Origin of the sequence: Brevundimonas sp. LPMIX5 (assembly GCF_003576505.1) — a bacterium.
Lineage (GTDB): Bacteria > Pseudomonadota > Alphaproteobacteria > Caulobacterales > Caulobacteraceae > Brevundimonas > Brevundimonas naejangsanensis.
The window spans coordinates 190,742-215,413 of record NZ_QWTZ01000002.1; the positions used below are offsets into that span (position 1 = coordinate 190,742).

At 64.4% G+C, this 24,672-nt stretch carries 26 protein-coding genes and 1 tRNA gene; 23 read left to right on the forward strand and 4 right to left on the reverse strand.

Annotation, left to right across the window (positions count from 1 at the left end; all coding sequences use genetic code 11):
* The 15 genes from D1604_RS01905 (at position 1) to D1604_RS01975 (ending at position 12,335) form a co-directional block, all read left to right on the forward strand.
* Positions 1-1,356 (forward strand): pyruvate dehydrogenase complex E1 component subunit beta, encoded by a 1,356-nt coding sequence (locus tag D1604_RS01905; RefSeq protein ID WP_024352835.1) that lies wholly within the window; start codon positions 1-3, stop codon positions 1,354-1,356.
* Positions 1,353-1,670: a DUF5076 domain-containing protein gene (locus D1604_RS01910; protein ID WP_024352834.1), complete on the forward strand. Its 318-nt coding sequence runs from the start codon at positions 1,353-1,355 to the stop codon at positions 1,668-1,670. The genes D1604_RS01905 and D1604_RS01910 overlap by 4 nt, the downstream gene beginning before the upstream one ends.
* Positions 1,670-1,978: a DUF5076 domain-containing protein gene (locus D1604_RS01915; RefSeq protein WP_119411962.1), complete on the forward strand. Its 309-nt coding sequence runs from the start codon at positions 1,670-1,672 to the stop codon at positions 1,976-1,978. The genes D1604_RS01910 and D1604_RS01915 overlap by 1 nt, the downstream gene beginning before the upstream one ends.
* Positions 1,975-3,252, forward strand: a complete 1,278-nt coding sequence (locus tag D1604_RS01920) for a pyruvate dehydrogenase complex dihydrolipoamide acetyltransferase (RefSeq protein WP_119411963.1) — start codon at positions 1,975-1,977, stop codon at positions 3,250-3,252. Before D1604_RS01915 ends, D1604_RS01920 begins: the two co-directional genes overlap by 4 nt.
* A gap of 15 nt (positions 3,253-3,267) precedes the next feature.
* Positions 3,268-3,747, forward strand: a complete 480-nt coding sequence (locus D1604_RS01925; RefSeq protein WP_024352831.1) for a glutathione peroxidase — start codon at positions 3,268-3,270, stop codon at positions 3,745-3,747.
* A gap of 2 nt (positions 3,748-3,749) precedes the next feature.
* Positions 3,750-5,156 (forward strand): dihydrolipoyl dehydrogenase, encoded by a 1,407-nt coding sequence (lpdA, locus tag D1604_RS01930; protein ID WP_024352830.1) that lies wholly within the window; start codon positions 3,750-3,752, stop codon positions 5,154-5,156.
* 81 nt (positions 5,157-5,237) lie between these two features.
* Positions 5,238-6,239, forward strand: coding sequence for a cysteine synthase A (locus D1604_RS01935; RefSeq protein ID WP_119411964.1), 1,002 nt, complete (start codon positions 5,238-5,240; stop codon positions 6,237-6,239).
* Positions 6,239-7,195, forward strand: coding sequence for a transcriptional regulator GcvA (gene gcvA / locus D1604_RS01940; RefSeq protein ID WP_119412412.1), 957 nt, complete (start codon positions 6,239-6,241; stop codon positions 7,193-7,195). Before D1604_RS01935 ends, gcvA begins: the two co-directional genes overlap by 1 nt.
* Before the next feature lie 362 nt (positions 7,196-7,557).
* On the forward strand, positions 7,558-7,902 hold the full coding sequence (mobC, locus tag D1604_RS01945; RefSeq protein WP_233551810.1) for a plasmid mobilization relaxosome protein MobC: 345 nt from the start codon (positions 7,558-7,560) through the stop codon (positions 7,900-7,902).
* Complete coding sequence (locus D1604_RS01950; RefSeq protein ID WP_119411966.1) at positions 7,899-8,606, forward strand: hypothetical protein; 708 nt, start codon at positions 7,899-7,901, stop codon at positions 8,604-8,606. The genes mobC and D1604_RS01950 overlap by 4 nt, the downstream gene beginning before the upstream one ends.
* A gap of 374 nt (positions 8,607-8,980) precedes the next feature.
* Entirely contained in the window at positions 8,981-9,343 is a 363-nt protein-coding gene (locus D1604_RS01955) for a hypothetical protein (RefSeq protein ID WP_147399860.1), read from the forward strand.
* An 851-nt stretch (positions 9,344-10,194) separates the two neighbouring features.
* Complete coding sequence (locus D1604_RS01965; RefSeq protein WP_119411969.1) at positions 10,195-11,307, forward strand: glycosyltransferase family 61 protein; 1,113 nt, start codon at positions 10,195-10,197, stop codon at positions 11,305-11,307.
* Positions 11,308-11,404: 97 nt separating this feature from the next.
* Entirely contained in the window at positions 11,405-11,635 is a 231-nt protein-coding gene (locus D1604_RS01970) for a hypothetical protein (RefSeq protein WP_119411970.1), read from the forward strand.
* Positions 11,636-11,656: 21 nt separating this feature from the next.
* Positions 11,657-12,064 carry a relaxase/mobilization nuclease domain-containing protein gene (locus D1604_RS15705; RefSeq protein WP_158584905.1) on the forward strand — a complete coding sequence of 136 codons (408 nt, stop codon included), beginning with the start codon at positions 11,657-11,659 and terminating at the stop codon, positions 12,062-12,064.
* Positions 12,030-12,335: a hypothetical protein gene (locus tag D1604_RS01975; protein WP_147399862.1), complete on the forward strand. Its 306-nt coding sequence runs from the start codon at positions 12,030-12,032 to the stop codon at positions 12,333-12,335. Before D1604_RS15705 ends, D1604_RS01975 begins: the two co-directional genes overlap by 35 nt.
* 581 nt (positions 12,336-12,916) lie before the next feature.
* Here the strand turns inward: D1604_RS01975 and D1604_RS01980 are convergent.
* The 3 genes from D1604_RS01980 to D1604_RS01990 form a co-directional block, all read right to left on the reverse strand.
* Positions 12,917-12,991 (reverse strand) — tRNA-Val (locus D1604_RS01980).
* 104 nt (positions 12,992-13,095) lie between these two features.
* A complete protein-coding gene (locus D1604_RS01985; RefSeq protein ID WP_119411972.1) occupies positions 13,096-14,385 on the reverse strand; it encodes a dicarboxylate/amino acid:cation symporter in 1,290 nt (429 codons plus the stop codon).
* 134 nt (positions 14,386-14,519) lie between these two features.
* Complete coding sequence (locus tag D1604_RS01990) at positions 14,520-15,206, reverse strand: HAD-IA family hydrolase (protein ID WP_119411973.1); 687 nt, start codon at positions 15,204-15,206, stop codon at positions 14,520-14,522.
* 75 nt (positions 15,207-15,281) lie between these two features.
* On the opposite strand from D1604_RS01990, the gene glmU reads away from it, so the two are divergent.
* Positions 15,282-16,640 carry a bifunctional UDP-N-acetylglucosamine diphosphorylase/glucosamine-1-phosphate N-acetyltransferase GlmU gene (gene glmU, locus D1604_RS01995; RefSeq protein ID WP_119411974.1) on the forward strand — a complete coding sequence of 453 codons (1,359 nt, stop codon included), beginning with the start codon at positions 15,282-15,284 and terminating at the stop codon, positions 16,638-16,640.
* On the forward strand, positions 16,637-17,320 hold the full coding sequence (rpiA, locus tag D1604_RS02000; protein WP_119411975.1) for a ribose-5-phosphate isomerase RpiA: 684 nt from the start codon (positions 16,637-16,639) through the stop codon (positions 17,318-17,320). The genes glmU and rpiA overlap by 4 nt, the downstream gene beginning before the upstream one ends.
* Here the strand turns inward: rpiA and D1604_RS02005 are convergent.
* Positions 17,310-18,260 carry a hypothetical protein gene (locus D1604_RS02005; protein ID WP_119411976.1) on the reverse strand — a complete coding sequence of 317 codons (951 nt, stop codon included), beginning with the start codon at positions 18,258-18,260 and terminating at the stop codon, positions 17,310-17,312. The genes rpiA and D1604_RS02005 overlap by 11 nt on opposite strands.
* Positions 18,261-18,501: 241 nt before the next feature.
* Here D1604_RS02005 and gor point away from each other — a divergent pair, with 241 nt between their 5' ends.
* The 6 genes from gor (at position 18,502) to glyA (ending at position 24,666) form a co-directional block, all read left to right on the forward strand.
* Positions 18,502-19,899: a glutathione-disulfide reductase gene (gor, locus tag D1604_RS02010; protein ID WP_119411977.1), complete on the forward strand. Its 1,398-nt coding sequence runs from the start codon at positions 18,502-18,504 to the stop codon at positions 19,897-19,899.
* Between the two features lie 95 nt (positions 19,900-19,994).
* Positions 19,995-20,738 (forward strand): class I SAM-dependent methyltransferase, encoded by a 744-nt coding sequence (locus D1604_RS02015; protein ID WP_233551811.1) that lies wholly within the window; start codon positions 19,995-19,997, stop codon positions 20,736-20,738.
* Positions 20,739-20,821: 83 nt separating this feature from the next.
* Positions 20,822-21,718 carry a 3-hydroxyisobutyrate dehydrogenase gene (gene mmsB / locus D1604_RS02020; RefSeq protein ID WP_119411978.1) on the forward strand — a complete coding sequence of 299 codons (897 nt, stop codon included), beginning with the start codon at positions 20,822-20,824 and terminating at the stop codon, positions 21,716-21,718.
* Between the two features lie 176 nt (positions 21,719-21,894).
* On the forward strand, positions 21,895-23,121 hold the full coding sequence (gene hemA, locus D1604_RS02025; protein ID WP_119411979.1) for a 5-aminolevulinate synthase: 1,227 nt from the start codon (positions 21,895-21,897) through the stop codon (positions 23,119-23,121).
* Positions 23,118-23,303 (forward strand): DUF6898 family protein, encoded by a 186-nt coding sequence (locus tag D1604_RS02030; RefSeq protein ID WP_119411980.1) that lies wholly within the window; start codon positions 23,118-23,120, stop codon positions 23,301-23,303. Before hemA ends, D1604_RS02030 begins: the two co-directional genes overlap by 4 nt.
* A 79-nt stretch (positions 23,304-23,382) precedes the next feature.
* On the forward strand, positions 23,383-24,666 hold the full coding sequence (gene glyA / locus D1604_RS02035; RefSeq protein ID WP_119412414.1) for a serine hydroxymethyltransferase: 1,284 nt from the start codon (positions 23,383-23,385) through the stop codon (positions 24,664-24,666).
* The last annotated feature ends 6 nt before the right edge of the window (positions 24,667-24,672 follow it).

The window sequence follows — 24,672 nt, forward strand, 5'->3', positions numbered from 1 at the left end:
GTGACGGACATTCTTATGCCGGCGCTGTCCCCCACGATGGAAGAGGGCACGCTGACGAAGTGGCACATCAAGGCTGGCGACGTCGTGTCGGCCGGTCAGGTGATCGCCGAGATCGAAACCGACAAGGCGACGATGGAAGTCGAAGCCGTCGATGAGGGCGAAGTCCTCGAAATCTTGGTGGCCGAGGGCTCCGAAGGCGTGAAGGTCAATACGCCGATCGCGCGTCTGGCCGGCGAAGACGGCGCTGCCGCGCCCGCACCCAAGGCCGAGGCTGCTGCGGCCGCCGCCCCCGAGGTCAAGGCTGAAGGCGCGCCTGCCGACGCCCCGGTGAAACCGAAGGTCGAACTTCGTGACCCGGAAATTCCAGCTGACGCCAAGCTGGTGAAGACGACCATCCGCGACGCCCTGCGCGACGCCATGGCCGAAGAAATGCGCCGCGACGAGAACGTCTTCCTGATGGGCGAGGAAGTCGCCCAGTATCAGGGGGCCTATAAGGTCAGCCGCGATCTGCTGCAGGAGTTCGGCGACCGCCGCGTGGTCGACACCCCGATCACCGAGCACGGCTTCGCCGGCCTAGGCGTCGGCGCGGCCTTCTCGGGCCTGAAGCCGATCGTGGAGTTCATGACGTGGAACTTCGCCATGCAGGCGATCGACCACATCATCAACTCGGCGGCCAAGACCCTGTACATGTCAGGCGGCCAGATGGGCTGTCCGATCGTGTTCCGCGGCCCCAACGGCGCCGCCGCCCGCGTGGCCGCCCAGCACAGCCAGGACTATTCGGCCTGGTACGCCCAGATCCCGGGCCTGAAGGTCGTGGCGCCCTATGACGCTGCTGACGCGAAGGGCCTGTTGAAGGCCGCGATCCGCGATCCGAACCCGATCGTCTTCCTCGAACACGAGATGATGTACGGCCTGGAGTTCGACGTTCCGGACGTCGAGGACTACGTCGTGCCGATCGGCAAGGCCAAGGTCCGCCGCGAAGGCACGGACGTCACCATCACGGCGCACAGCCGCATGGTCGGCTTCGCCCTGCAGGCGGCTGAAAAGCTGGCCGAAGAAGGCGTGTCGGTCGAGGTCGTGGACCTGCGCACCCTGCGTCCGCTGGATCACGAGACCATCGTTGAGAGCGTCAAGAAGACCAATCGTCTGGTCTCGGCCGAAGAGGGCTGGGGCCCGATGGGCGTCGGCGCCGAAGTGGTCGCCCGCGTGATCGAGCACGCCTTCGATTATCTGGACGCCCCGCCGCTGCGCGTGCACCAGGAAGACGTGCCGCTGCCCTACGCCGCTAACCTCGAAGCCTTGTCTCTGCCGGGCGTCGACAAGATCGTCGCCGCCGTAAAGAAGGTGATGGCGTGAGCGAGAACCCTGAATTTCAATTGACCATGCCGGAGAGCGTCGCTGCTGATCCGGAGGCTATCGAAATCCTGCGGATGTGGTGGTCGAAGAACGAGCCGGTCATGTCGGTGAAGCCGGCCTTCAACGACCCGATCAAATTCGGGGAACTGCTGGCCTATGCCGCGCGACATATGGCGCATGGTTATGCCGTGAGGCACGGTCATAACGAACGCGAAGCCTATAATCGCATCCTGCAAGGCCTCTCGGACGTAGTGAAGGCCGATAATGTGCGCACTGTCGCCGAGCCAATCCTGCAGCCGAAGGGGAGCGCCTGATGGACGCCGCCGCCCTGGAACAACGCGCTCTGCCGATCCCTGAAGGTCTGAACGCGCCCGAAGACCTGGTCATCGAATTGGCTCGCGTTTGGTGGAACGGCACGAGCCCCATCATGAACATTCGGCCCGCGCTGGCGGAGCCCGGCAACATCGGCGTCGTCTTGGCCGAACTGGCGTGGCACTACTCCCACGCCTATGCGGAGCATCATGGCTTTGATCAGCCGACGGCGTTCAAGGCCATCTCCGACAGCTGGGACAGGGCGCATGCCCAAGCCGCCTCCACCGTCAAGACGGAGACCGCTCAATGACCGATATCCTGATGCCCGCCCTGTCTCCGACGATGGAAGAGGGCGTGCTGGCCAAGTGGCACGTCAAGGTCGGCGACACCGTCTCTGCCGGCGATGTGATCGCTGAAATCGAGACCGACAAGGCGACGATGGAAGTCGAAGCCGTCGATGAAGGCGAAGTGCTCGAAATCCTGGTGCCGGAAGGCTCGGAGGGCGTGAAGGTCAATACGCCGATCGCCCGCCTGTCCGGCGACGCCGTGGCGCCCGCGCCCAAGAAGGCTGATGCTCCGGCCGAGGCCCCCAAGGCTGAAGCGCCGAAGACGGAAGTTCCTAAGGCTGAGGCTCCCAAGGCTGAAGCTGCTCCGGCCGCGCCGAAGTCCGACGACGGCGGACGCATCTTCGCCTCGCCGCTGGCGCGCCGTCTGGCCGCCCAGGCCGGTCTGGACCTGAAGACCGTCAAGGGCACCGGTCCGCATGGCCGCATCGTCAAGCGCGACGTGGAAGCCGCGGGCAAGGGCGGCGCTCAACCGGCCGCCGCTGCTGCGGCCGCGACCTCCGCTGAACCGCGCAAGGCTCTGTCGCTCGCTCAGATGGGTATCGCGAACGGAACCTACGACCTGATTCCGCTGGACGGCATGAAGAAGGCCGTCGCCCGCCGCATGGTGGACAGCGTTCAGAACGTGCCGCACTTCCCGCTGTTCATCGACGTCGAGATCGACCAGTTGATGGCTGTCCGCGCCAAGGTCAACAAGATGCTGGAGCCGCAGGGGATCAAGGTCTCCGTCAACGACTTCGTCATCAAGGCCGCTGCGCTTGCCCTGAAGATGGTGCCGGAGGCCAACGCCTCCTACACGCCCGAAGGCATCGCCATGCACCACAACGCCGACGTCTCGATGGCGGTGGCGATCGACGGCGGCCTGATCACGCCGATCATCCGCAAGGCCGAAACCAAGGGCCTGGCCCAGATCGCGACCGAGTCCAAGGATCTGGCCAAGCGGGCGCGTGAGCGCAAGCTGAAGCCGGAAGAGTTCCAGGGCGGCACCTTCTCAGTGTCCAACCTGGGCATGTTCGGCATCAAGCAGTTCACTTCGATCATCAATGAGCCCCAGGGCTGCATCATGAGCGTGGGCGCCGGCGAACAACGCCCGGTCGTCAAGGACGGCCAACTGGCCGTGGCTACGGTCATGACCGTCACCCTGACCTGCGATCACCGCGTGGTCGACGGCGCGACGGGCGCTCGCTTCCTGCAGGCGTTCAAGCCGCTGATCGAAGATCCCGTGGCGATGCTGGCGTAAGGGAGCCGAGAGGTCATGGCATCCGTCTATGACTTCTCCGCCCGGGCCATCGATGGCGCGGACGTGTCGCTGGATCGCTTTCGCGGTCAGGCGCTGCTGATCGTCAATACGGCGTCGAAATGCGGCTTCACCGGCCAATACGCCGGGCTGGAGAAGCTGCATCGCGATCTGATTGACGCGCCGTTCGAAGTCCTGGGCTTTCCCTGCAATCAGTTCGGCCAGCAGGAGCCGGGCAGGGCGGCGGAAATCGCCGCCTTCTGCGCCAGCAGTTTCGACGTGACCTTCCCCTTGTTCGACAAGGTCGAGGTCAATGGGCCGGAACGCCACCCTCTGTACGCCTGGCTGACGGAGCAGAAGAGGGGCTTCCTCGGCTCGCGCGCCATCAAGTGGAACTTCACCAAGTTCCTGACCGACCGCGAAGGCCGCGTTGTCGCGCGTTATTCGCCCCAGACTGAACCTGAGGCCATCAAGGCCGACATCGAAAAGTTGATCTGATCATGGCTGCTGAATTTGATCTCGTCGTCATCGGCTCGGGCCCCGGCGGTTACGTCGCGGCCATCCGCGCCAGCCAACTGGGCCAGAAGGTCGCCATCGTCGAGCGCGAAAACCTGGGCGGCATCTGCCTGAACTGGGGCTGCATCCCCACCAAGGCCCTGCTGAAATCGGGCGAGAAGTTCGAAAGCCTGTCGCACCTGAAGGACTACGGCCTGTCCGCCTCGGGCGCGTCGTTCGACTTCGACGCCATCATCCAGCGTTCGCGTGGCGTGGCCAAGCAACTGAATCAGGGCGTCGGCTTCCTGATGAAGAAGAACAAGATCGAGGTCATCGAGGGCGAAGCCAAGCTCGAGAAAGGCGCCGCCGCCCCCAAGGTCGTCGTGGCCCTGAAGGCCGGCGGCACGCGCGCCATCGAGGCCAAGACCGTCATGCTGGCCGTCGGCGCCCGCGCCCGCGCCCTGCCGCAGATCGGGCTTGAGGCCGACGGCGACAGGATCTGGGCCTATCGCGACGCCCTGGCGCCGAAGAAACTGCCCAAGACCTTCGTGGTCATCGGCTCAGGCGCCATCGGCATCGAGTTCGCCAGCTTCTACCGCGCTCTGGGCGCCGAGGTGACGGTCGTCGAAGCCGTCGACCGCATCATGCCGGTCGAGGATGAAGAGGTCTCCAAGGCCGCTCAGAAGGGCTTCGAAAAGCGCGGCATCAAGTTCAAGCTCGGCGCTAAGGTGACGAAAGTCTCCAAGGATTCCAAGGGTGTGAAGGTTGATCTTGAAGTCAACGGCAAGGCTGAAAGCCTGGCGGCCGAGGTCTGCATCTCGGCCGTCGGCATCACCGCCAACACCGACGGCATTGGTCTGGAGGCGCTGGGCGTCGAACTGGACCGCGGCCACATCAAGACCGACAGCCACTGCCAGACCAATGTAAAGGGCCTGTACGCCATCGGCGACTGCGCCGGCGCGCCCTGGCTGGCGCACAAGGCCAGCCACGAAGGCATTCATGCCGCCGAGCATATCGCCGGTTACAAGACGCCGAACGTCAACTCGCCCATCGCGGGCTGCACCTACGCCCAGCCGCAGGTCGCCTCGGTCGGGGTGACTGAGCAGGGGGCCAAGGCCGAGAAGCGCGAGGTCAAGATCGGCCGCTTCCCGTTCAAGGTGAACGGCAAGGCCATCGCGGCGGGCGAAACCGAAGGCTTCGTCAAGGTCATCTTCGACGCCAAGACCGGCGCTCTGATCGGCGCCCATATGATCGGCGCCGACGTCACCGAGATGATCCAGGGCTATGTCACCGCCATCACCATGGAAGCGACCGAGGAAGACATCCACGGCATCGTCTATCCGCACCCGACCATGTCAGAGGCCATGCACGAGGCCGCGCTCGACGCCTATGGACGCGTCATCCATATCTAAGGCTGGCATATCTAAGGCCGGTTGTTAGAAAATCTGAACTGTGGCTAAGAGGGGCGTTCCTCCCTGCGGTTCGGATTTTCCATGATTGTCGCGCCTGACGTCCTCGGCCTGATCGGCAACACGCCTCTGGTGCGCCTCAAGCGCGCCTCGGAGGCGACGGGCTGTGAAATTCTGGGCAAGGCCGAGTTTTTGAATGTCGGCGGCTCGATCAAGGATCGCGCCGCGCTCAGCATCATCCGGGCCGCGCGGGCGTCCGGCGCTCTCAGGCCCGGCGGGACAATTGTCGAAGGCACGGCCGGCAACACGGGCGTGGGCCTGGCGCTTGTGGGCGCGGCACTGGGCCACCCCGTCGTCATCGTCATGCCGCGCACCCAGACCGAGGAGAAGAAGCGCGCCGTCCGCCTTCATGGCGCGCGCCTGATCGAGGTCGATCCGGCGCCCTTCGCCAGCCCCAATCATTTCGTCCACTTTTCGCGGCGTCTTGCAGAAGAACTGAACGAAAGCGAACCGAACGGCGCCTTCTATGCGGACCAGTTCGACAATCAGGCCAACCGTCTGGCTCATTATGAGGCCACCGGTCCGGAAATCTGGAAACAGACCGACGGTCGCGTCGACGCCTTCATCTGCGCCGTCGGTTCGGGCGGAACCCTTGCGGGCACGGCCGCCTACCTGCGCGAACGCAGGCCTGATGTGCGGATCGGGCTGGCCGACGTGCCGGGCGCCTCGCTCTATAGCTGGTTCACCGATGGCGTGTTGAAAGGCGAGGGGACCTCCATCGCCGAGGGCATCGGCGTCAACCGCATCACGGGCAATCTACAAGGGCTGTCGGTGGATCACGCCTATCGTATCGAGGATGCTGAGTTCCTCCCGATTCTGTTCGACCTGGTGAGAGAAGAAGGCCTGTCGCTTGGCCCATCCAGCGGCGTCAACATCGCCGGCGCCATCCGACTGGGCCGCGATCTTGGCCCAGGCCACACCATCGTGACGGTGCTGTGCGACTCTGGCCAGCGCTACGGCAGCAAGATCTATGACCCGGCCTTCCTGGCCGCTCGAAACCTGCCTAAGCCCCAGTGGATGAGCTGATGACGCGCCGCAAGACCCCGTCGGCCCCGGAAAGCCGCATCCCGCCCCTGAACGCGCTGAAGGCGTTCGAGGCGGCCGCCAGACGCCTGAACATCACGCGCGCGGCCGAGGAACTGTCCGTCACGCCCGGCGCCATCAGTCAGCAGATCCGCATCCTCGAAGAACACGCCGGAGCGCCTCTGTTTCACCGCGAGGGCCGTCAGATCGCCCTGACCGAGCTGGGCGCCGAGCTTTATCCTCTGCTGCGCGACGGCTTCGACTATCTGAAACGGGCAGGGGACCTGCTCTACCGGCCGGAACGTCGTCACGCCCTGTCGATCTCCGTCCCGCCGTCTTTCGCAGCTAAATGGCTGGCGCCGCGTATCGCGCGCTTCTCGGCGGCCCATCCCGAGATCGAGGTCTGGATGTCGGCCGACATGCGCCTCGCTGACGTCAGCGGCGGCCGGGTGGATGTCGCCGTGCGCCATGGCCGGGGCGACTATGCAGGCGTGCGATCCGAATATCTGTTGAACGCCGACGTCACGCCCGTCTGCGCTCCGGGGCTGATGGCGGGGCCAAAGCCGCTGCGAAAAGCGGCCGATCTGGCGCAGCATGTGTTGATCCACCTGAGGCCCAGCGAACTGGAAGAGCCGCGCCCGGACTGGCGCGCCTGGCTGAAAGCGCGCGGCTTGACCGACATCGACGATCAGGCCGGTCCGCGTTTCGATCAGACAGCCTTGGCGATCGAAGCGGCGGCTCACGGCCAGGGCGTAGCCTTGGCGCCTTATGCCTTCGTCGCTGACGACCTGGCGGCTGGCCGACTGGTCGCGCCGTTCGCCGACGGGGCCTTGACGACCGACTTCGCTTACCACCTCCTGATCAAACGCAGCGGCGCCACAACGGCCGCCCGCACCTTCGTCGCCTGGCTGAAGGAAGAAGTGCGTGCGGCGGCCGAGGCCGGGGTGGACGATCTGTAGCTGTCGCTACAAGCGCCGAAACCTCGTCGAGCGCGCCTACCGCCCCGGTTCAACTGAACCAAGGCGCACTTGCCGCACGATAGTTGATTTCATTAGGTGAAAAATGGTGGACAATGATGATGGCTTATCGAACCAATTGTTCGCTACTTTGAGCGATTGGGAAGACTGCCTGAAGGACACTTCGCTGTCCGATTATCAGTGCCCCACGCTTCCTAAACCGCCCTCTCCGTCCATCTAACCCACAAAACCTGAAGAGCCATCACAGGCGGTCTCCCGTAACCCCCAAGGGGTGCGGGCATGGCCGCCTATTGTCGTTTGCCATGCCGCCCTCCGCATCCTCTTCGAGCCAAGCGCCGTTCTCTGTGCGCCTGTCGCCCGAGGAACGTGCGCGGCTGGAACGCGAGGCGGCGGGACTGTCGCTCGGAGTCTATATCCGCTCTCGCCTGTTCGGCGCGGATGCGACACCGCCCCCAAGGTCACGCGGCAAGTTTCCGGTGAAAGACCACAAGGCCCTGGCGCAGGCACTCGGTCTGCTCGGCCAATCCCGCATCGCCTCCAACCTCAACCAGCTTGCCCGTGCGGCGCATCTGGGAAGCCTGCCGGTCGATGGCTCGGTGGAAACCGATCTGACTGAGGCCGTTCATGCGGTCGCGGAGATTCGCGCCCTGCTAATGGTGGCGCTCGGCCTGTCAGAGGCCGCGCCATGATTCTCAAAGGCTCCCAGCGCGGGGGCGAGATGGCTATGGGCCGCCACCTCCTCAAACCCGAGAATGAACATGTCGAAGTGCATGAGGTGAGCGGCTTCATCGCCTCCGACGTTTTAGGTGCGATGAAAGAGGTTCAGGCGCTCAAAGCTGCGCGCGGCATCGAAGGCGACCGCTGCGCTGTCGAGGCAGATGCTTACGCTCACATGGCGCGGAGACGCGCCATGATGATTGAGCGCCATTATTTGGAACAGGACGCATTAGGCGATCTGGGCAACGCCCGTCTCGCCAACCTTGATGATGCCGAGAAGGCTGGCCTGCTTAATCCTGCCGGTTGGTATCTCGGGGTGATGCAGCGGCGTTTCCTGTTCCTCAACGCCGATGGTCACAACCTGATCTATGCGCGCACGGGCGGCGGCAAAGGCACGACCTCGGCGCTGCCCAATCTGGCGCACTGCCGCTCGTTCATGTTCGTCATCGACGTGAAGGATGCGGAACTGGCGAGCGCCACCGCAGCCCATATCATCTGCACCGAAGAGCTGGCGATTGTGGCCCTTGGAGCGGCGGGAGACAGTGGTGTGACCTCGAGGACCGGACGGCGCGGATGCCTTCGGGGACCAATCTGGCGGGCGGCTTCCGGGTTCAGACGCCGGGCAAGCTGCGAGCGGGCAAGCGCCATCGTGGCGGCGCCGTGGATGCGCACCTGATGACCTATAACTCGGTTCGCCTGACGTTTACGACATTCAGCGACTGGCGACTTCCTGCGGGTCCATTTCACGCTAGGCGCCAGGCGTGGTGGACGGCCGAGCCTTCTGGTTTGGGCTGGATCGCTTCTGGGCCTTTAACGGGGTGGTTGAGCCTCTTCGGTGTGATGTGGGGGATTATGTCTTCGGGGACATCAACCGGGGGCAGGTGTCCAAGATCACGGCCGTCCACATCGGCCAGTTTGGGGAGATATGGTAGTTCTACCCCTCGGCGTCATCCGTCGAGAACGACCGATACGTCATCTACAACTACCGTGAAGACCACTGGAATATCGGCAAGCCCCAGCGGCTGAGCGGAATTTGGCCGGGGCGAGACCTTGCAATACCCGCTGATGGTCTGCGACGATGGCAACCTCTACGAACACGAGGTGGGCCAGAACCGATCCGGCCGCCAGCCCTACGCCATGTCGGGGCCGGTCGAGTTGGGATCAGGCGAGAACACTTATTCGATCTATTCCATCATCCCGGATGAGGCGAACCTGGGCGACGTGCAGGTCAGCTTCACGACCGGCGACTGGACGATGAGCCCCGATGACGCGGAAGGCCCGTTCGACCTGACCGACAAGACGGATGTGCGGTTCAATGCGCGTCGGGTGGCGGTGAAATACGAGGCCGATCCAGACAAGGACTTCCGGGTCGGCATCTTCCGCTTTGAGGCCAAGGTGGAAGGTAGGCGATGACGATACCCCGCGCAGAACCGGCGCGCGGGACCGGAGCCAAGGTGTCTGACGTTGGCGCAAACAACACTGCTGCGCTGTGCCACGACGGTAAGCTGAACTTCTATTGGCTCGGGTCCATCCCATACAAGTTGGGCGACTTTATCGAACACCATGCCCCGTCTGTGGAGGTGATCGAAAGTTGGACTCACGCCGGCCGAGAAACCACGCTGAACGCCCCGACCAGGGCGAATGGGAACTTCACGCACAATACGCCCGATGGTTGGAGGTGGCACGTAGGCGGCGTTGACGCGTTCTCGCTCAACACCGCCGGCGGCGTCGCCTGGCCCCGAGTTTACGGGCCGCTTCAGCTCAAGAGCTACAGCATCAACCAGCTGCCTTTAGCGGCCAACCACAACCAGTCCATTGTCTATTGTTCAAACGGTGATGCTGGAGCTCGGTGTCTGGCCTACAGCAACGGCGCGAGTTGGCTCCGTATCCCCGCTGGGCGCCGTGGTAGCGCTGACGTGATGGTGTAGAAGTCAGCCCTCAGCTGATTCCTCCCGAGCTGGGCGCGGGCAGCAAGACGATCCGGGGAGAAGGGGCTGGGTGTCCCCACCATTCTTGAACGTCCTTGAACTCGGAAACCAATTCCTCCAGGGTCACCCCGGTGACCCTGATCATTTCCGCGCCCTCGCCCACCACGGCGATCCATGCACCCTCGATTTGTTCTAGAACAAGGATGGGTGGTCCTGAAGGTATGGTGAGATTGCCTCTCGGGCGGATGAAGGGGTGAGCGCCTAGTTCATTTCTTTTGCGTATCTCTTGGTTGTCGCTATAGATCAGCCACTAATTTTGCGGGGCCGGGATCCAGAGTGCAAGACTTTCATTTCGTTCGCCGCGGGGACTATCCGGGACGCAACGGCGGGGACGGTGATTGGCATGTTCAGACCGGCGCGCCCTCTAAGTGGGAGCAGCGATGGCTGGACGAGCCTCTTACGGTCTCTGATGGGGTCGCTGATGAAGCTCGTGAGCGCGACCTCCGTTACGTCGAGCAGGGTCAAACTTTCGCGGGGCCTGCCTTCGTCGTTGGGCTCCAGAACGCTGATGTATTTGGCAACTTCATTGTCGCGGACCAGCGCGGCGGCATCTTGACGGATTCGTTCCGCGCCCTGGGAGCGGTAGCCGACGCCGGCTTTCTGCACAAAGAAAAGGAGTTGTACACCCACGAACTGGACTGGACACACCAGCGTGAGGGAACATTCGCTGTTCTCGGGATACAAACCAACAACAACTATTTTCATTGGCTTCTGGAGGCTTGCGCGCGCGTTCAGGCCTTGGAGGATGCGGGTTTATTGAGGCCAGATCTCCTGTTTGTCGTTCCGCCGCTCCGGCCCTGGATGCGAGAGATTTTGAACACATTGGGGGTCGCTAATCGACAGATGGTAGAGCAATCAAGAGACTCTCGTGTTCGATACCAAAACCTTCTTGTACCGGCGCGCGGGCTTGTGAACATCAGAACCTTCAACGAACACGCCGTGCGAATGGCCAGATCATTGCCAAAGCCAGCAGCTGGTGCAGCGATCAAGCTGTTCGTGTCGCGTCAAAAATCGTCGTCTCGACATCTTGGCAATGAAGACGAGATTTTCGAGACAGCCCAAGCCCTCGGTTACATCAAGATCTTCCCAGAGGACCTGCCCTTCTCGGAGCAGATGGCTCTCTTTGCCCGTGCATCTCACATCGCAGGGCCCCTCGGGGCAGGACTAACTAACGCAGCCTTCATGCGGGAAGGCGGGGCCATGGTAGAGTTCGCCCCCGAAGGCCGAACCGGTGACGCGACTCTATTCGCGAACATGGCTCACAATTGGAGTCTGCGATATAGAGGCGTCGTGGGGCCGTTCGCCGGGGGGGGCGATCGCCCCGCAGACCGGCGAAACTTTACCGTCAACCTCGCCTTGGCTCAGGACGCACTCCACGCCGTCGAATAGATCGGCCGTGGGGCGCGCCTGAGGTCGGGCTAGTCCACACCCGCTAACAAACGGAAAATCGCCCCCAAAAGGGGCTTTTTTTATGCCCGGAGGTCAGATGACCGAAACCAAAAAGTTTAACTGGTCGATGGCGGCCGTTGTCGTGTCCCTCGTCGCCCAAGCTGCGGCCCTCGTGTTCTGGGGTGGCGGTCTATCTTCTCGCGTAGCGGCGTTGGAGGCCAGGACTGCGCCACTGGCTGATGGAACCCTGGCCCGACTGGATGAGCACACACTATCCGTAAGCAAGGCGCTTGAACGACTGGAGCGCAAGGAAGAGGTGAGGCTGTGATCCGAGAATGAACATGTCGAGGTGCATGAGATCAGCGGCTTCATCGCCTCTGATGTTCTAGGGGCGATGAAAGAGATTCAGGCTGTCGCCGCTGGGACGCGTTGCAAGCAGCCGCTCTTTTCTGTCTCACTCAATCCCCCAGAAACAGAAACCGTGCCAGTGGCGGCGTTTGAAGGCGCCATAGACCGCATCGAGAAAGCCAACGGCTTCGAAGGTCAGCCACGCATCGTGGTCTTTCATGAAAAGGAAGGTCGCCGTCACGCCCATGTGCTGTGGTCGTGTATCGACGTAGCCACCATGACCGCCAAAGCCATTACCGTTCTTCAAGACGCGCCTGCGCGAAGCCTCCAAGCAGCTCTATCTCGATCACGGTTGGCGGATGCCTGCCGGGCTGATGGATTCCAAAGCCCGCGACCCCAAGAATTTTGATCTGGCGGAATGGCAACAGGCCAAACGCTCGGGTCGTGATCCGCGCGAGGTCAAAGGCACAATTCAGGAGTGCTGGGCGGTGTCCGATGATCGGGTGTTATTCTCCCGCGCTATGGAAGAGCGCGGCCTGTATCTCGCCAAGGGCGACCGTCGCGGGCATGTAGCCGTGACCTATGAGGGCGAGGTTCATGCAATCGCCCGCGTCGTCGGCAAACGTGCGAAGGAAGTCACTGCCCGTCTGGGTAATGCGGATCCACGCCAAGGGCCGTAATAGGCACCACGCCTATTATCTGTGCATGCACAAAGGCTGTTCGCAGTACGGCAAATCCACGAGGCAGGAGGTCGTCGAGGAACAGTTCGCAGACCTGCTCAAGGCCATGCAGCCGACATATGCATTGTTCGCGGTCGCGCGAGACACACTGTGCGATCTGTGGAGGGCGCGAGTGGCGGCCAGTACAACTCAGCGTCGCTCATTGGAGTTGGAACTGAGCAAGCTCGACAAGGGCATTGTCCAACTCGTTGACCGCATCGTCGCTTGCGAGAGCGCAACCCTCGTCAAAACCTATGAGGCGCGTATTCGCGAAATGGAGACCCGCAAGGTCGAGATACGTGAAAAGGCGGCCAACATCGGCAAACCGAAGAAGGACTTTCCTGTAATTTTTAAAACCGCCATGAGCTTCCTCGCAAACCCTTATAATATCTGGGTTTCCGGGGAGATGGTTTATCGGCGGATGGTGCTGAAACTGGCCTTTGCAGACCGCGTGACCTACTTGCGCGGCGAAGGCTTTAAAACCGTCGATACGGCCTTACCATTCAAGATGTTAGAGCAGTTTCAAGCGGGAATAAAAGAGATGGTGGACGCGACAGGGATTGAACCTGTGACCCCCTCGGTGTGAACGAGGTGCTCTCCCGCTGAGCTACGCGTCCGCCTGGAACGGGGCGGTCAGTGACTGCGCCGTCGGGAGGCGGGGACATAGCCCGCGATTCCGACGACGGCAAGCCTCAAATTATCAAATAGCTGCGTCGCTTGTTCAGATTCCCGCCGCTCGCACGCCGTCGGGCGTTTCATCTTCCGGATCGCCGGGCAGCCAGGCCACGTGGCCGTTGTAGATGTCCTGATTGAGGATGCCTTCTTCCTTCGCAACCAGGACCGGCACGACCATCTGGCCGGTCACATTGGTGGCCGTGCGCATCATGTCGATGATGCGGTCGATGGCGATGATGTAGCCGACGCCTTCCAGCGGCAGCCCCGCCGTGGACAGCGTCAGGGTCAGCATGACGATGCTGGTTCCCGGCACGCCAGCCGTACCCAGCGACCCCAACACCGCCGTCAGGCCGATCAGGATGTACTGCGTCAGCGTCAGGTCGATCTGGAAATACTGGGCGATGAAGATGGAGGCGATGGCCGGATAGATGGCGCCGCACCCATCCATCTTTACATTGGCGCCCAGAGGCACGGCGAAGGAGGCATAGGCCTGCGGCACGCCAAGCCGCTCGACCGTCTGGCGCAGGGTGACGGGCAGGGTGCCCAGCGACGACGAAGTGGCGAAGGCCGTCTGCATGGCCGCGCCTGCGCCGCGGAAGAAGCTGACGACCTTCAGTCCATGCAGCTTCAGCAGGCCCGAATAGACGACGAAGATGTGGAACAGGCAGGCCGCATAGATGGCGAAGATGAACTTGCCCAGCGGCAGCAGCGCCTCCCAGCCATAGCCGCCTACGACCGAACCGATCAGGCCGAACACCCCGAACGGCGTCAACTGGATCACCCAGCGAGTGATGCGGAAGATCAGGGCCGCGCCCTCATCCACCAGTCTGCGCGCGTTCTGCGCCCGGTCGCCCAGCGCCACCAGAGCCGCGCCAAGCAGCGCCGAGAAGAAGATGATCTGCAGCACCTTGCCCTCGGCCAGCGAGGCGAAGGGATTGGTCGGCACGACGCCCAGCAGAACCTGCAACGGCGAGGGGATCTCGCGCGCCTTCACCTCGCCCAGCGGCAGGTCGGACAGGCCGACGCCCGGATTGATGATGTGGCCGAACGCAAAGCCGACCAGCACGGCCAGCAGGGAGGTGACGGCGAACCACACGATGGTCCGCACGCCCAGCCGCACGGCGCCGACCCCTTCGCCCAGCTTGGCGATCGAACTGGCGATGGTGAACAACACCAGCGGCGCCACCACCATGCGGATCAGGTTCAGATAGACGTCGCCGATGGGCTGAAGCCAGACCACGGCCTGCTCGCGCAGGATCAGGCCGGCGATAATGCCCAGGGCGAAACCGGCGGCGGTGCGCTGCCACAGGGGAATGGCGAAGAAGCGACGAAGCATGACGACCCTTGGGGAGGAACAGGTCGACCTATGTGTTTCGCAGACGCGAAGACGGCAACAGCCTCAGGGGCGGATAGGGGGTAGAAGTTCTAAAGGCAGCAGGAGTTTTCCTTCTCCCGCAAGAGGAGAAGGGTTCAGCCCATCACCCCCGCGAGCGCCTCATCGAACCCGTCGTAGTGGTCGATCATCACGTCGCCGCCCAACTCCGCGTGCGGCACGTCGTTGTAGCCGAAGCTGACGGTGATGCAGGGCACGCCCGCGTCCCTGGCCGCCTTGGTGTCCGTCGTGCTGTCGCCGACCATGACGCAGCGCGCCGGATCGCCGCCCGCCTTGCGCACCGCTTCGATGATGTGGGCGCCGCTGGGCTTGCGAGCCGACACCACGTCCGGGCCAGCGATGAAGGCGAAATGGCGCGTCAGCCCCAGCGCCTCGATCAGCGCGACCGAAAGGTCCGTGCGCTTGTTGGTCGCCACGCACAGGATCGCTCCGCGCGCGCTCAGCCGGTCCAGCGCAGCCACACAACCGTCGAACGGGCGGCTCTCATCGGCGATGTGAGCGAGGTAGACCTCGATGAAGCGCTCGAACAGGCCGGGTGCGTGGGCCTCGTCCCAGACGGCGCCCGCCTCCATGAAGCCGTGACGCAGCATGGCCATCGCGCCGTGCCCGACCAGATGCCGGGTCGAGGACATGGGCACGGGCGGCAGTTCATACTCCGCCAGCATCCGGTTCAGCGTGCCGATCAGATCCGGCGCCGAATCCACCAGGGTTCCGTCCAGATCGAAGGCGATGGTCCAGCCTTCCAGGTCGCGCTCAATGCTCACTCATCTGTCTCCCGGCTCGCGAAGACCCCGGCAATGGGCTAGATCGCAGACAACGACAAGCCGCCGGATCGATTCATGACCAGCAAGCCTCATCCGAGAGCCGCCATCATTCTCGCCGCCGGTCAGGGCACGCGCATGAAGTCGCCCCTGCCCAAGGTGCTGCACCCAGTTGGCGCGCGCGCCATGCTGGACCACGCCATCGACGCGGCTGAGGCCTTGGGCTGCGAGCGCATCGTGGTCGTGGTCGGCTCTCACTCTCCGGAAGTCCGCGCTCACGTCGAGAAACGCCTCGGCGCCGACAGCATCGCCGTTCAGGACCCGCCGCTCGGCACCGGCCACGCGGTGCGCGCCGCCGAGGTCGTGCTGGGCGACTTCGTCGGCCATGTGGTCGTGACCTATGGCGATGTCCCCCTCCTGAAGGCCGCCGACATCGAGCCGGTCTTCGCCGACGCCCATGAAGGCGTCACCGTCATCGGTTTCGAGGCCCGCGACCCCGGCGCATACGGCCGTCTGATCCTTCAGGGCGACAGCCTGCTGGCCATCACCGAGGCCAAGGAAGCCTCCGCCGAGGTTCTGGCCGTCACCGCCTGCAACTCGGGCGTCATGGCGGCGCCGGTCGGCCTGCTGTTCGACCTGCTGGCCGAGGTCACCAACGACAACGCCAAGGGCGAATACTACCTGACCGACGTGGTCGAGCTGGCCCGCAGGCGCGGCGCCCCGACCCGCGCCGTCTTCGCCGCCGAAGACTCCGTCATGGGCGTCAACGCACAAGGCGAACTGGCTCAGGCCGAGGCCCTGTTCCAAAAGACCCAGCGCGAGCATTTCCTGGCGCAGGGCGTGACCATGAGCGCCCCCGACACCGTCCACTTCGCCTGGGACACGGACATCGGCGCAGGCACGACCATTGAGCCCTTCGTCGTCTTCGGCCCCGGCGCGGTCGTGGCCGAGGGCGCGCGCATCCGCAGCTTCAGCCACATCGAAGGCGCCAGGATCGCCACCGGCGCCGAGGTCGGTCCCTACGCCCGCCTGCGTCCCGGCGCGGACCTGGGGCAGGGCGTCAAGGTCGGCAACTTCGTCGAGGTCAAGAACGTCCGCATGGACGCGGGCGCCAAGGCCAACCATCTGGCCTATCTCGGCGACGGCGACGTGGGGGCGAAAGCCAACATCGGCGCCGGCGCCATCTTCTGCAACTATGACGGCTTCTTCAAACATCGCACCACAGTGGGCGAGGGGGCCTTCATCGGCTCGAACTCTTCGCTGGTCGCTCCTGTGACCATCGGGGCGGGCGCCATGGTCGGCTCCGGCTCGGTCGTGACGAAGGATGTCGCGCCCGGCGACCTGGCCCTCGGCCGCGCCGAACAGACAACGAAGCCGGGCTGGGCGGCCCGCTTCATGGCTGCCATGCGCGCGAAGAAGACGGCGAAAGCAAAATGAGCGACCTGCAGAAGAAGAACGCCGGCGAAGCCGCTGCCCGATACGTCGAAGCCGGCATGGTCGTCGGTCTGGGCACCGGCTCGACCGCCGCATGGTTCGTCAAGGCGCTGGCGGCGCGCAAGCTGCCTGGCCTGCGCTGTGTCCCAACGTCGGAACGCACCGCCGATCTGGCGCGCGAGCTGGGCCTGACGCTCTCTACGCTGGAAGACACGCCCAGGATCGACCTGACCGTCGACGGCGCCGATGAGATCGGCCCCGGCCTCGCCCTCATCAAGGGCGGCGGCGCGGCCCTGCTGCGCGAGAAACTGGTGTGGGAGGCGTCCGCCCGCTGCATCTGCATCGCCGACGCGGCCAAGGTGGTTCCGGCGCTGGGAACCTTCCCCTTGCCGATCGAGGTCGTCGCCTTCGGCCACAAGACGACCGCCAACCGCATCGCCGACGTCTTGGCCGACCACGACATCGGCTCTCCCGCTCGCGTGCGCGAGGCCGAACGCGGCCTGATCCGCACCGACGGCGGCAACCTGATCTACGACGCCGCCTGCAAGCTGATCGCCGACCCGGCCCGCCTCGCCGCCGACCTGAAAAGCCTGACCGGCGTGGTCGAACACGGCCTGTTCCTCGACCTCACCGACCTGGCCGTCATCGGCACGGACGAGGGCGTGGAAACGCTCAATCCGTAGACGGCGCGGCCTCTTCGGCAAGGCGGGCGTGCGCGCGGCGGATCGAGGACTGGATCTCTGACTTGCCCGCCCGCACGTTCTGTCGGGTCCGCTGAGCACCGTACAGCCCGTCAAGATAGGCCTTGTCCCACTCGGTCAGATAGGGTGCGCTGTTCGGATCGTTGAAGACGTTCAGGATCGAGGCATAGGCGCTGGTGTCCGCTGTCGGGTCGATCTGCGCCAGCGACACCATGGCGATGTAATCCGCCAGTTGCACCGAGTTCACTGCGCCGATCTTGCTCACATCCACGACGATGATGGCGCGGAAGATGTTGTCGACGATCTGGGTCGTCAGCCGCGAAGCCGAAGACACGTTGATCACCGGAGCGGCGTCCATCGGGCTGGAGCAATCATTCATGCAATCTCCGGGTATCCGGACCGCGCGCTGGCCCGTTTCGGAATCGACCGGCATGCTGACCTGCCACCAGCGGACGGGGCGGCTGGTCTCCTGAAAATCTCTGAGGGCCGCAGCGCCGCGGTCCATGCCGGAGCCGCCCATGCGCAGGGCTCGACGGCGGCGTTCCACCAGCTCCTGTGCGAAGGCGTCGCCGTCAGCGGTCGCAATGATCAGCAGATTGGGCGTGCAGCCGGGGTCGCCTGCATTCAATCCAAGGTCTTCCGCCACAGTCGAAACGCGGTCCACCAGATATTGCGCGGCTTCACGGCGCAGATTGACGGCGCCCACGCAGACGCTGCGGTCCCATCGGGCGATGCCGCGCCCGCGATTGGGCGCTGCGACTTCGCTGACGAAGCTCTGGATCAGGTCGTCAAGGCGTCGGCCCGAGACCTGGATATCTTCCAGCCTAACCGCCTGATCCTCATGGGCGGGCGTGGCCGACTGGGCTGACTGAGCGGGCGGCGCGCTGGCGCTGAGCGCAAGAGCGAGAAGGGCTGCGATCATCACCTGGCCTCACGACATATTCTGACCCAGCCACAGTATTTCATAACCGCGTCTTGTGAAAGCGGGACGATGGCTGTCCGGCGCCCATCCGGGCTTCTTTGACAGGGGCCTGCCTCGCGCCTTGCCCCCTCGCATCCGGGCGCCTAAGTCGGGGTCAGCGCTGCGGTTCAACCGCGCGACTTCAGACGATTCAGACGAATTGGACTCTATTTTTTCGGGTCCAGTCCAACCGGAGCCCCCGATGAGCCACTACGACTATGATCTCTTCGTCATCGGCGCCGGTTCGGGCGGAGTGCGGGCGGCGCGGCTGACGGCGTTGGGCGGCAAGAAGGTCGCCATCGCTGAAGAGTATCGGGTCGGCGGCACCTGCGTCATTCGCGGCTGCGTGCCCAAGAAGTTCATGGTCATGGCCGCCGAGGTCAGCCATGCGCTTGAGATTGCAGAGGGCTACGGCTGGTCGTTCGACAATGCGAAGTTCGACTGGCCGACCTTCCTGCAGGCCAAGGATGTCGAGATCGCCCGCCTGTCGGGCATCTACGCCGCCAATCTGGGCAAGGCGGGCGTCGACCTGCTGCACGGCCGCGCCGTGCTGAAGGACGCCCACACCGTCGAGGTCATCGGCAAGGACGGCGCTGAAAACCAGACGATCACGGCCGAGAAGATCCTGATCGCCACCGGCGGCCGTCCGTGGAAGCCGGACAGCCTGCCGGGCATCGAGCACGCCATCACCTCCGAAGAAGCCTTTCATCTGCCCGAACTGCCCAAGCGCGTTCTGGTGGTCGGCGGCGGCTATATCGCGGTGGAGTTCGCCGGAATCTTCGCGGGCCTGGGCGTAGAGACGACCCTGATCTATCGCGGCCCCAACATCCTGCGCGGCTTCGACGACGACGTGCGCGCCCATCTGGCGGGCGAGATCGAGAAGCGCGGCATCAAGGTCATCCTCGGCTGCCAGCATGCGTCGATCGAGAAGACCGACACGGGTCTGATCAACCAGCTCGAAAACGGCATGAAGATCGAGACCGACGTGGTCATGTTCGCCACCGGCCGCGTGCCGTACGTCGAGGGCCTGGGGCTGGAAACCGCCGGGGTCGAGCTGAACGAGAACGGCGCCATCAAGGTCGATCAGTATTCCCAGACCACGGCCGACAACATCTGGGCGGTCGGCGACGTCACCGACCGGATGAACCTGACCCCCGTCGCCATCCGCGAGGGCGTGGCCTTCCACGAGACGGTGTTCAGGAACAACCCGCAGAGCTTCGACTATGAAGCCGTCGCCACCGCCGTGTTCAGCCAGCCGCCTGTCGGCACCGTCGGCCTGACCGAGGCCGAGGCCCGCCACGCCTGTCCGGGCGAGGTCGATGTCTACGTCACCCGTTTCCGCCCGATGAAATACGCTTTCACCGGCTCGGACGAGCGGGTGCTGATGAAGCTGGTGGTCGAGGCCGAAACCCAGCGCGTCGTCGGCTGCCACATCGTCGGCCCCGACAGCCCCGAGATGATCCAACTGGCCGCCATCGCCGTCAAGGCGGGCCTGACCAAGGCCCAGTGGGACGCCACCTGCGCCGTCCACCCCACGATGGCCGAGGAGCTTGTCACCCTCAGAGAAAAGCAGGCGCCGGCAGCCATGACTGCGGGTTGATCATGCGCCGGGACGGCTTGCCAGCCGTCCCATCCGCGCGCCTTATGCCGTCCGAAGGCCCCGACCGGGGCAGCCGCAAGATCAAGGAGTTCGTCATGAAACCGCATCTGCTCGCCGCCGCCGTCGCCGCCGCCTTCCTGAGCGCCGCGCCTGTTCTGGCTCAGGACGCCGCCGCGCCTGCCTATCAGGCCGCCGTCTCCGACACTCTGCGTCCTGCCGATGAGGTCGAGCGCGACGCTCTGCGCCATCCGGCCGAGATGCTGGCCTTCGCCCAGGTGAAGCCGGGCTGGCGCATTGCCGACATCCGCCCCGGCGCGGGCTATTTCAGCCGCCTGTTCGCGCGCGTCGTGGGCGAGAACGGCCACGTCTACGCCTTCGTGCCGAACCGCACGGCCGAGCGCGAGAACCCGCGCGCCGACGCCCTGGTCGCCGCCTATCCCAACATCAGCCGCGTCAACGGCGACCTGGACGCCATGAGCTTCGACCAGCCGCTGGATCTGGTCTTCATGAGCCAGGAATACCACGACTTCCACATCCCCCGTTTCGGCGTGGATGTGGCCAAGATGAACGCCGACATCTTCAAGGCCCTGAAGCCCGGCGGCCTCTATGTCGTTATCGACCATCAGGCCGCGCCCGGCGCCGCCAACACCGTTGTCGAAACCCTGCACCGCATCGAAGGCGCCCAGCTGCGCAAAGAGGTCGAGGCGGCCGGCTTCGTCTTCGACGGCGAAAGCACGGCCGTCGCCAATCCGGCCGACGACCACAGCCTGAACGTCTTCGACGAGGCGATCCGGGGCAAGACCGACCAGTTCGTCTATCGCTTCCGCAAGCCGAACTGAGGCGTCTCGTCTCAAATTGGTGACTGGCGAAGCGGGTCGTGCGGCGCTAACCCTCGGCCAAAATCCATAAGGGAAACGCACAGATGACTCGCATCGCCTTCATCGGTCTGGGCAACATGGGCGGCGGAATGGCCGCGAACCAGGCCAAGGCCGGGCATGACGTCGCCGCCTTCGACCTGTCGCCCGCCGCGCTGGAACGCGCCGCCGAGGCTGGATGCCGCACCGTCAGTTCGGTCGCCGAGGCTGTGAAGGACGCCGAGGTCGTCATCACCATGCTGCCCGCCGGGCCGCACGTCCTCAGCGTCTATTCCGAACAGATCATCGGCGCGGCGCCCTCCAGCGCGCTTCTGCTGGACTGCTCGACCATCGACGTAGAAACCGCGCGCAAGGTCGCGGGTCTGGCCAAGGAGGCGGGCTACGCCTTCGCCGACGCGCCTGTTTCGGGCGGCACGGCGGCGGCCGATGCGGGTTCTCTGGCCTTCATGGTCGGCTGCGACGAGGCCGACTTCGCCCGCGTCGAACCGGCGCTTGAGCCGATGAGCCGCATCACCATCCGCGCGGGCGACCACGGCGCCGGGCAGGCGGCCAAGATCTGCAACAACATGCTGCTGGGCATTTCGATGATCGGCACGTGCGAAGCCATCGCCCTGGCCGAAAAGCTGGGGCTCGAACCCGAGCGCTTCTTCGAGATCGCCTCCAAGTCCTCGGGCCAGTGCTGGAGCGTGACCAGCTATTATCCCTGGGCCGGTCCCGTGCCGACCGCGCCGTCGAACCGCGACTATGAAGGCGGCTTCGCTACGGCCATGATGCTGAAGGACCTCAAGCTGGCTCAGGACGCCGCCGCCAAGGCGGGCGCCACGACCCCGCTGGGCGCGCAGGCCGAGGCCCTCTACGCCCTGTTCAACGGGCTCGGCTACGGCGGCAAGGACTTCTCCGCCATGGTGCAGATGCTGCGCGGCCGCATCGATACGCTGAGCTGAGCCAAGCCCGCATCGGGTCGGGAGGTCCCGCAGGGCCGACGACCGCGGGAATAGCTGAAGCTGAGAACCGTTATCAATTAAGGGGTTGGGACGTTTTGTCCGGTTCCTGACATGGACAAGACAGGGCGGCGCGCGCAATTAGGCCGCAAAGCTGCATAAGCGAAAGAAGCGCCGCCTTGTTCGACTATAAGTCCGCCTTTCAGAACTCTGTGGATCAGGTCCGCAGCGAAGGCCGTTACCGTGTCTTCGCCGATCTGAAGCGGGTGCGCGGGCAATTTCCTCTTGCTCGCCGTCGCCGTGCGGACGGCACGCAGCAGGAGGTGGTGGTCTGGTGCTCCAACGACTACCTCGGCATGGGACAGCATCCGGCCGTGGTCGAGGCGATGAAGACCGCGATCGATCTCAGCGGCGCCGGGGCAGGGGGCACCCGCAACATCTCCGGCACCACACGCTCGGCGGTCGATCTGGAAGCCGAGCTGGCCAGCTGGCACCAGAAGGAAGCCGCCCTGCTGTTCACCTCGGGCTATGTGGCCAATGAGGCGACGCTGTCGACCCTGCAGAAGATCCTGCCCGGCCTGATCATCTTCTCGGACGCCCTGAACCACGCCTCGATGATTGCGGGCATCCGCAACGGCGGCGGCGAGCGTCACATCTTCCGCCACAACGACCTCGAACACCTCGAAGAACTGCTGGCCGCCGCGCCCGTCAACGCGCCCAAGCTGATCGCCTTCGAGAGCGTCTATTCGATGGACGGCGACATCGCCGACATCGCCGGCACCATCGCCCTGGCCAAAAAATACGGCGCCCTGACCTATCTGGACGAGGTTCACGCCGTGGGTCTGTACGGCGCGACCGGCGCGGGCGTGGCCGAGCGCGACGGCGTGCTGGACGGCATCGACATCGTCGAATGCACCCTGGGCAAGGCCATCGGCGTCATGGGCGGCTACATCGCCGCCGACGCCGTGATCGTGGATGCGGTGCGCAGCTGGGCCTCGGGCTTCATCTTCACCACCAGCCTGCCGCCCGCCCTGACCGCCGGGGCGCTGGCTTCGGTTCGCCACCTGAAGGCGCACCCGGAACTGCGCGACGCCCATCAGGAGCGCGCCGCCACCCTGAAGCGCCGTCTGTCCGAGGCGGGCATCCCGGTCCTGCCCAGCGTCAGCCACATCGTGCCGGTCCATGTCGGCAATCCGGTTCACTGCAAGCTGATCTCGGACATGCTGCTGGAAGAACACGGCATCTACGTCCAGCCGATCAACTATCCCACCGTGCCCAAGGGGACCGAGCGCCTGCGCTTCACCCCTTCGCCTGACCATGACGACGCCATGATCGACAAGCTGGTCGATGCGATGGACAGGCTGTGGTCCCACTGTAACGTGGCGCGTCGTCCGGTCGCGGCATGACGACCGATGCTGAGCTCGGCGAAGTCATCGTCGAGTTCGTCCGCAACGGCCCCTATGTGAAATGCTCCGCCGTCCACACGGCGACGGGCGTGGAGGTCTCCGCGATGGGCCCGGCCGCTGAGCCGCGCGCGGTCGAACGGGTGGCTATCGCCAAACTGAAACGAGCGTTGTCACAGCGGTGACCCCCTAGATGTTGTGGTGTTCGGCGGCGCGGCCTAGAAGGGAGCGCCGTTTCAGCCTTCAGCCTCCGGGATGCCTCCAGTGACCGCCTTCACGCACGATTCCTATTTCACCAAGAGCCTCGCCGATGCTGATCCGGCGATCTTCAAGGGCATCCAGGGCGAGCTTGGCCGCCAGAAGGAGCAGATCGAGCTGATCGCTTCCGAGAATATCGTCTCTCAGGCGGTGCTGGACGCGCAGGGCTCGGTCCTGACCAACAAATACGCCGAGGGCTATCCGGGTCGTCGCTATTACGGCGGCTGTGAGTTCGTCGACGTCACCGAGGACCTGGCCCGCGAGCGCGCCAAGGAACTGTTCGGCGCCGCCTATGTGAACGTCCAGCCCCACTCGGGCGCTCAAGCCAACCAGGCCGTCTTCTTCTCCCTGCTACAGCCGGGCGACACCTTCCTGGGCATGGACCTGGCCTGCGGCGGCCACCTGACCCACGGTTCGCCCGCCAACCAGTCGGGCAAGTGGTTCCGTCCCGTCACCTATAAGGTGAACGAAGACGACCATCTCATTGATTATGATCACGTCGCCGAAATGGCCCAGAAGGAGAAGCCCAAGCTGATCCTGGCCGGCGCCTCGGCCTACAGCCGCCAAATCGACTTCAAGCGCTTCCGCGAGATCGCCGATTCGGTCGGCGCCTATCTTATGGTCGACATGGCTCACTATGCAGGCCTGATCGCGGGCGGGGCCTATCCCGACCCGATGCCGCACGCCCACGTCGTCACCACCACGACCCACAAGACCCTGCGCGGACCGCGCGGCGGCATGATCCTGTCCAACGACCTGGATATGGGCAAGAAGATCAACTCGGCCGTCTTCCCCGGTCTGCAGGGCGGCCCGCTGGAGCACGTCATCGCCGCCAAGGCCGTGGCCTTCGGCGAAGCGCTGAAGCCCGAATTCAAGCTCTACGCCCAGCAGGTCGTGAAGAACGCCCAGGCCCTGGCCGCCGTTCTGGTCGAACGCGGCCTGGCCATCGTCTCGGGCGGCACGGACAGCCACCTGATGCTGGTCGACCTGCGTCCCAAGGGCGTGACCGGCAAGGCCACCGAGCATGAACTCGAAAAGGCGCTGATGACCTGCAACAAGAACGGCGTGCCGTTCGACACCGCCCCCTTCACCGTTACCTCGGGCGTCCGCCTGGGCACGCCGGCGGGCACCACGCGCGGCTTTGGCGAGGAAGAGTTCAAGCAGATCGGTCACTGGATCGCCGACGTCGTCTCCTCGATGAACGGCGGCGACGAAGCCGATCCGGCCGTGATTGCGGGCGTCGCCGCCCAGGTGCGCGAACTGACCGTGCGCTTCCCGATCTATCGCTAAGGGACC

Excerpts from the sequence above, each read along its gene's own strand:
- D1604_RS01915 (WP_119411962.1), top strand. The coding sequence starts at position 1,670 with ATGGACGCCGCCGCCCTGGAACAACGCGCTCTGCCGATCCCTGAAGGT.
- D1604_RS01920 (WP_119411963.1), top strand. The coding sequence starts at position 1,975 with ATGACCGATATCCTGATGCCCGCCCTGTCTCCGACGATGGAAGAGGGC.
- D1604_RS01925 (WP_024352831.1), top strand. The coding sequence starts at position 3,268 with ATGGCATCCGTCTATGACTTCTCCGCCCGGGCCATCGATGGCGCGGAC.
- lpdA (WP_024352830.1), top strand. The coding sequence starts at position 3,750 with ATGGCTGCTGAATTTGATCTCGTCGTCATCGGCTCGGGCCCCGGCGGT.
- D1604_RS01935 (WP_119411964.1), top strand. The coding sequence starts at position 5,238 with ATGATTGTCGCGCCTGACGTCCTCGGCCTGATCGGCAACACGCCTCTG.
- gcvA (WP_119412412.1), top strand. The coding sequence starts at position 6,239 with ATGACGCGCCGCAAGACCCCGTCGGCCCCGGAAAGCCGCATCCCGCCC.
- D1604_RS01950 (WP_119411966.1), top strand. The coding sequence starts at position 7,899 with ATGATTCTCAAAGGCTCCCAGCGCGGGGGCGAGATGGCTATGGGCCGC.
- D1604_RS01970 (WP_119411970.1), top strand. The coding sequence starts at position 11,405 with ATGACCGAAACCAAAAAGTTTAACTGGTCGATGGCGGCCGTTGTCGTG.
- D1604_RS01975 (WP_147399862.1), top strand. The coding sequence starts at position 12,030 with ATGGATTCCAAAGCCCGCGACCCCAAGAATTTTGATCTGGCGGAATGG.
- D1604_RS01985 (WP_119411972.1), bottom strand. The coding sequence starts at position 14,385 with ATGCTTCGTCGCTTCTTCGCCATTCCCCTGTGGCAGCGCACCGCCGCC.
- glmU (WP_119411974.1), top strand. The coding sequence starts at position 15,282 with ATGACCAGCAAGCCTCATCCGAGAGCCGCCATCATTCTCGCCGCCGGT.
- rpiA (WP_119411975.1), top strand. The coding sequence starts at position 16,637 with ATGAGCGACCTGCAGAAGAAGAACGCCGGCGAAGCCGCTGCCCGATAC.
- D1604_RS02005 (WP_119411976.1), bottom strand. The coding sequence starts at position 18,260 with ATGATCGCAGCCCTTCTCGCTCTTGCGCTCAGCGCCAGCGCGCCGCCC.
- gor (WP_119411977.1), top strand. The coding sequence starts at position 18,502 with ATGAGCCACTACGACTATGATCTCTTCGTCATCGGCGCCGGTTCGGGC.
- D1604_RS02015 (WP_233551811.1), top strand. The coding sequence starts at position 19,995 with ATGAAACCGCATCTGCTCGCCGCCGCCGTCGCCGCCGCCTTCCTGAGC.
- mmsB (WP_119411978.1), top strand. The coding sequence starts at position 20,822 with ATGACTCGCATCGCCTTCATCGGTCTGGGCAACATGGGCGGCGGAATG.
- D1604_RS02030 (WP_119411980.1), top strand. The coding sequence starts at position 23,118 with ATGACGACCGATGCTGAGCTCGGCGAAGTCATCGTCGAGTTCGTCCGC.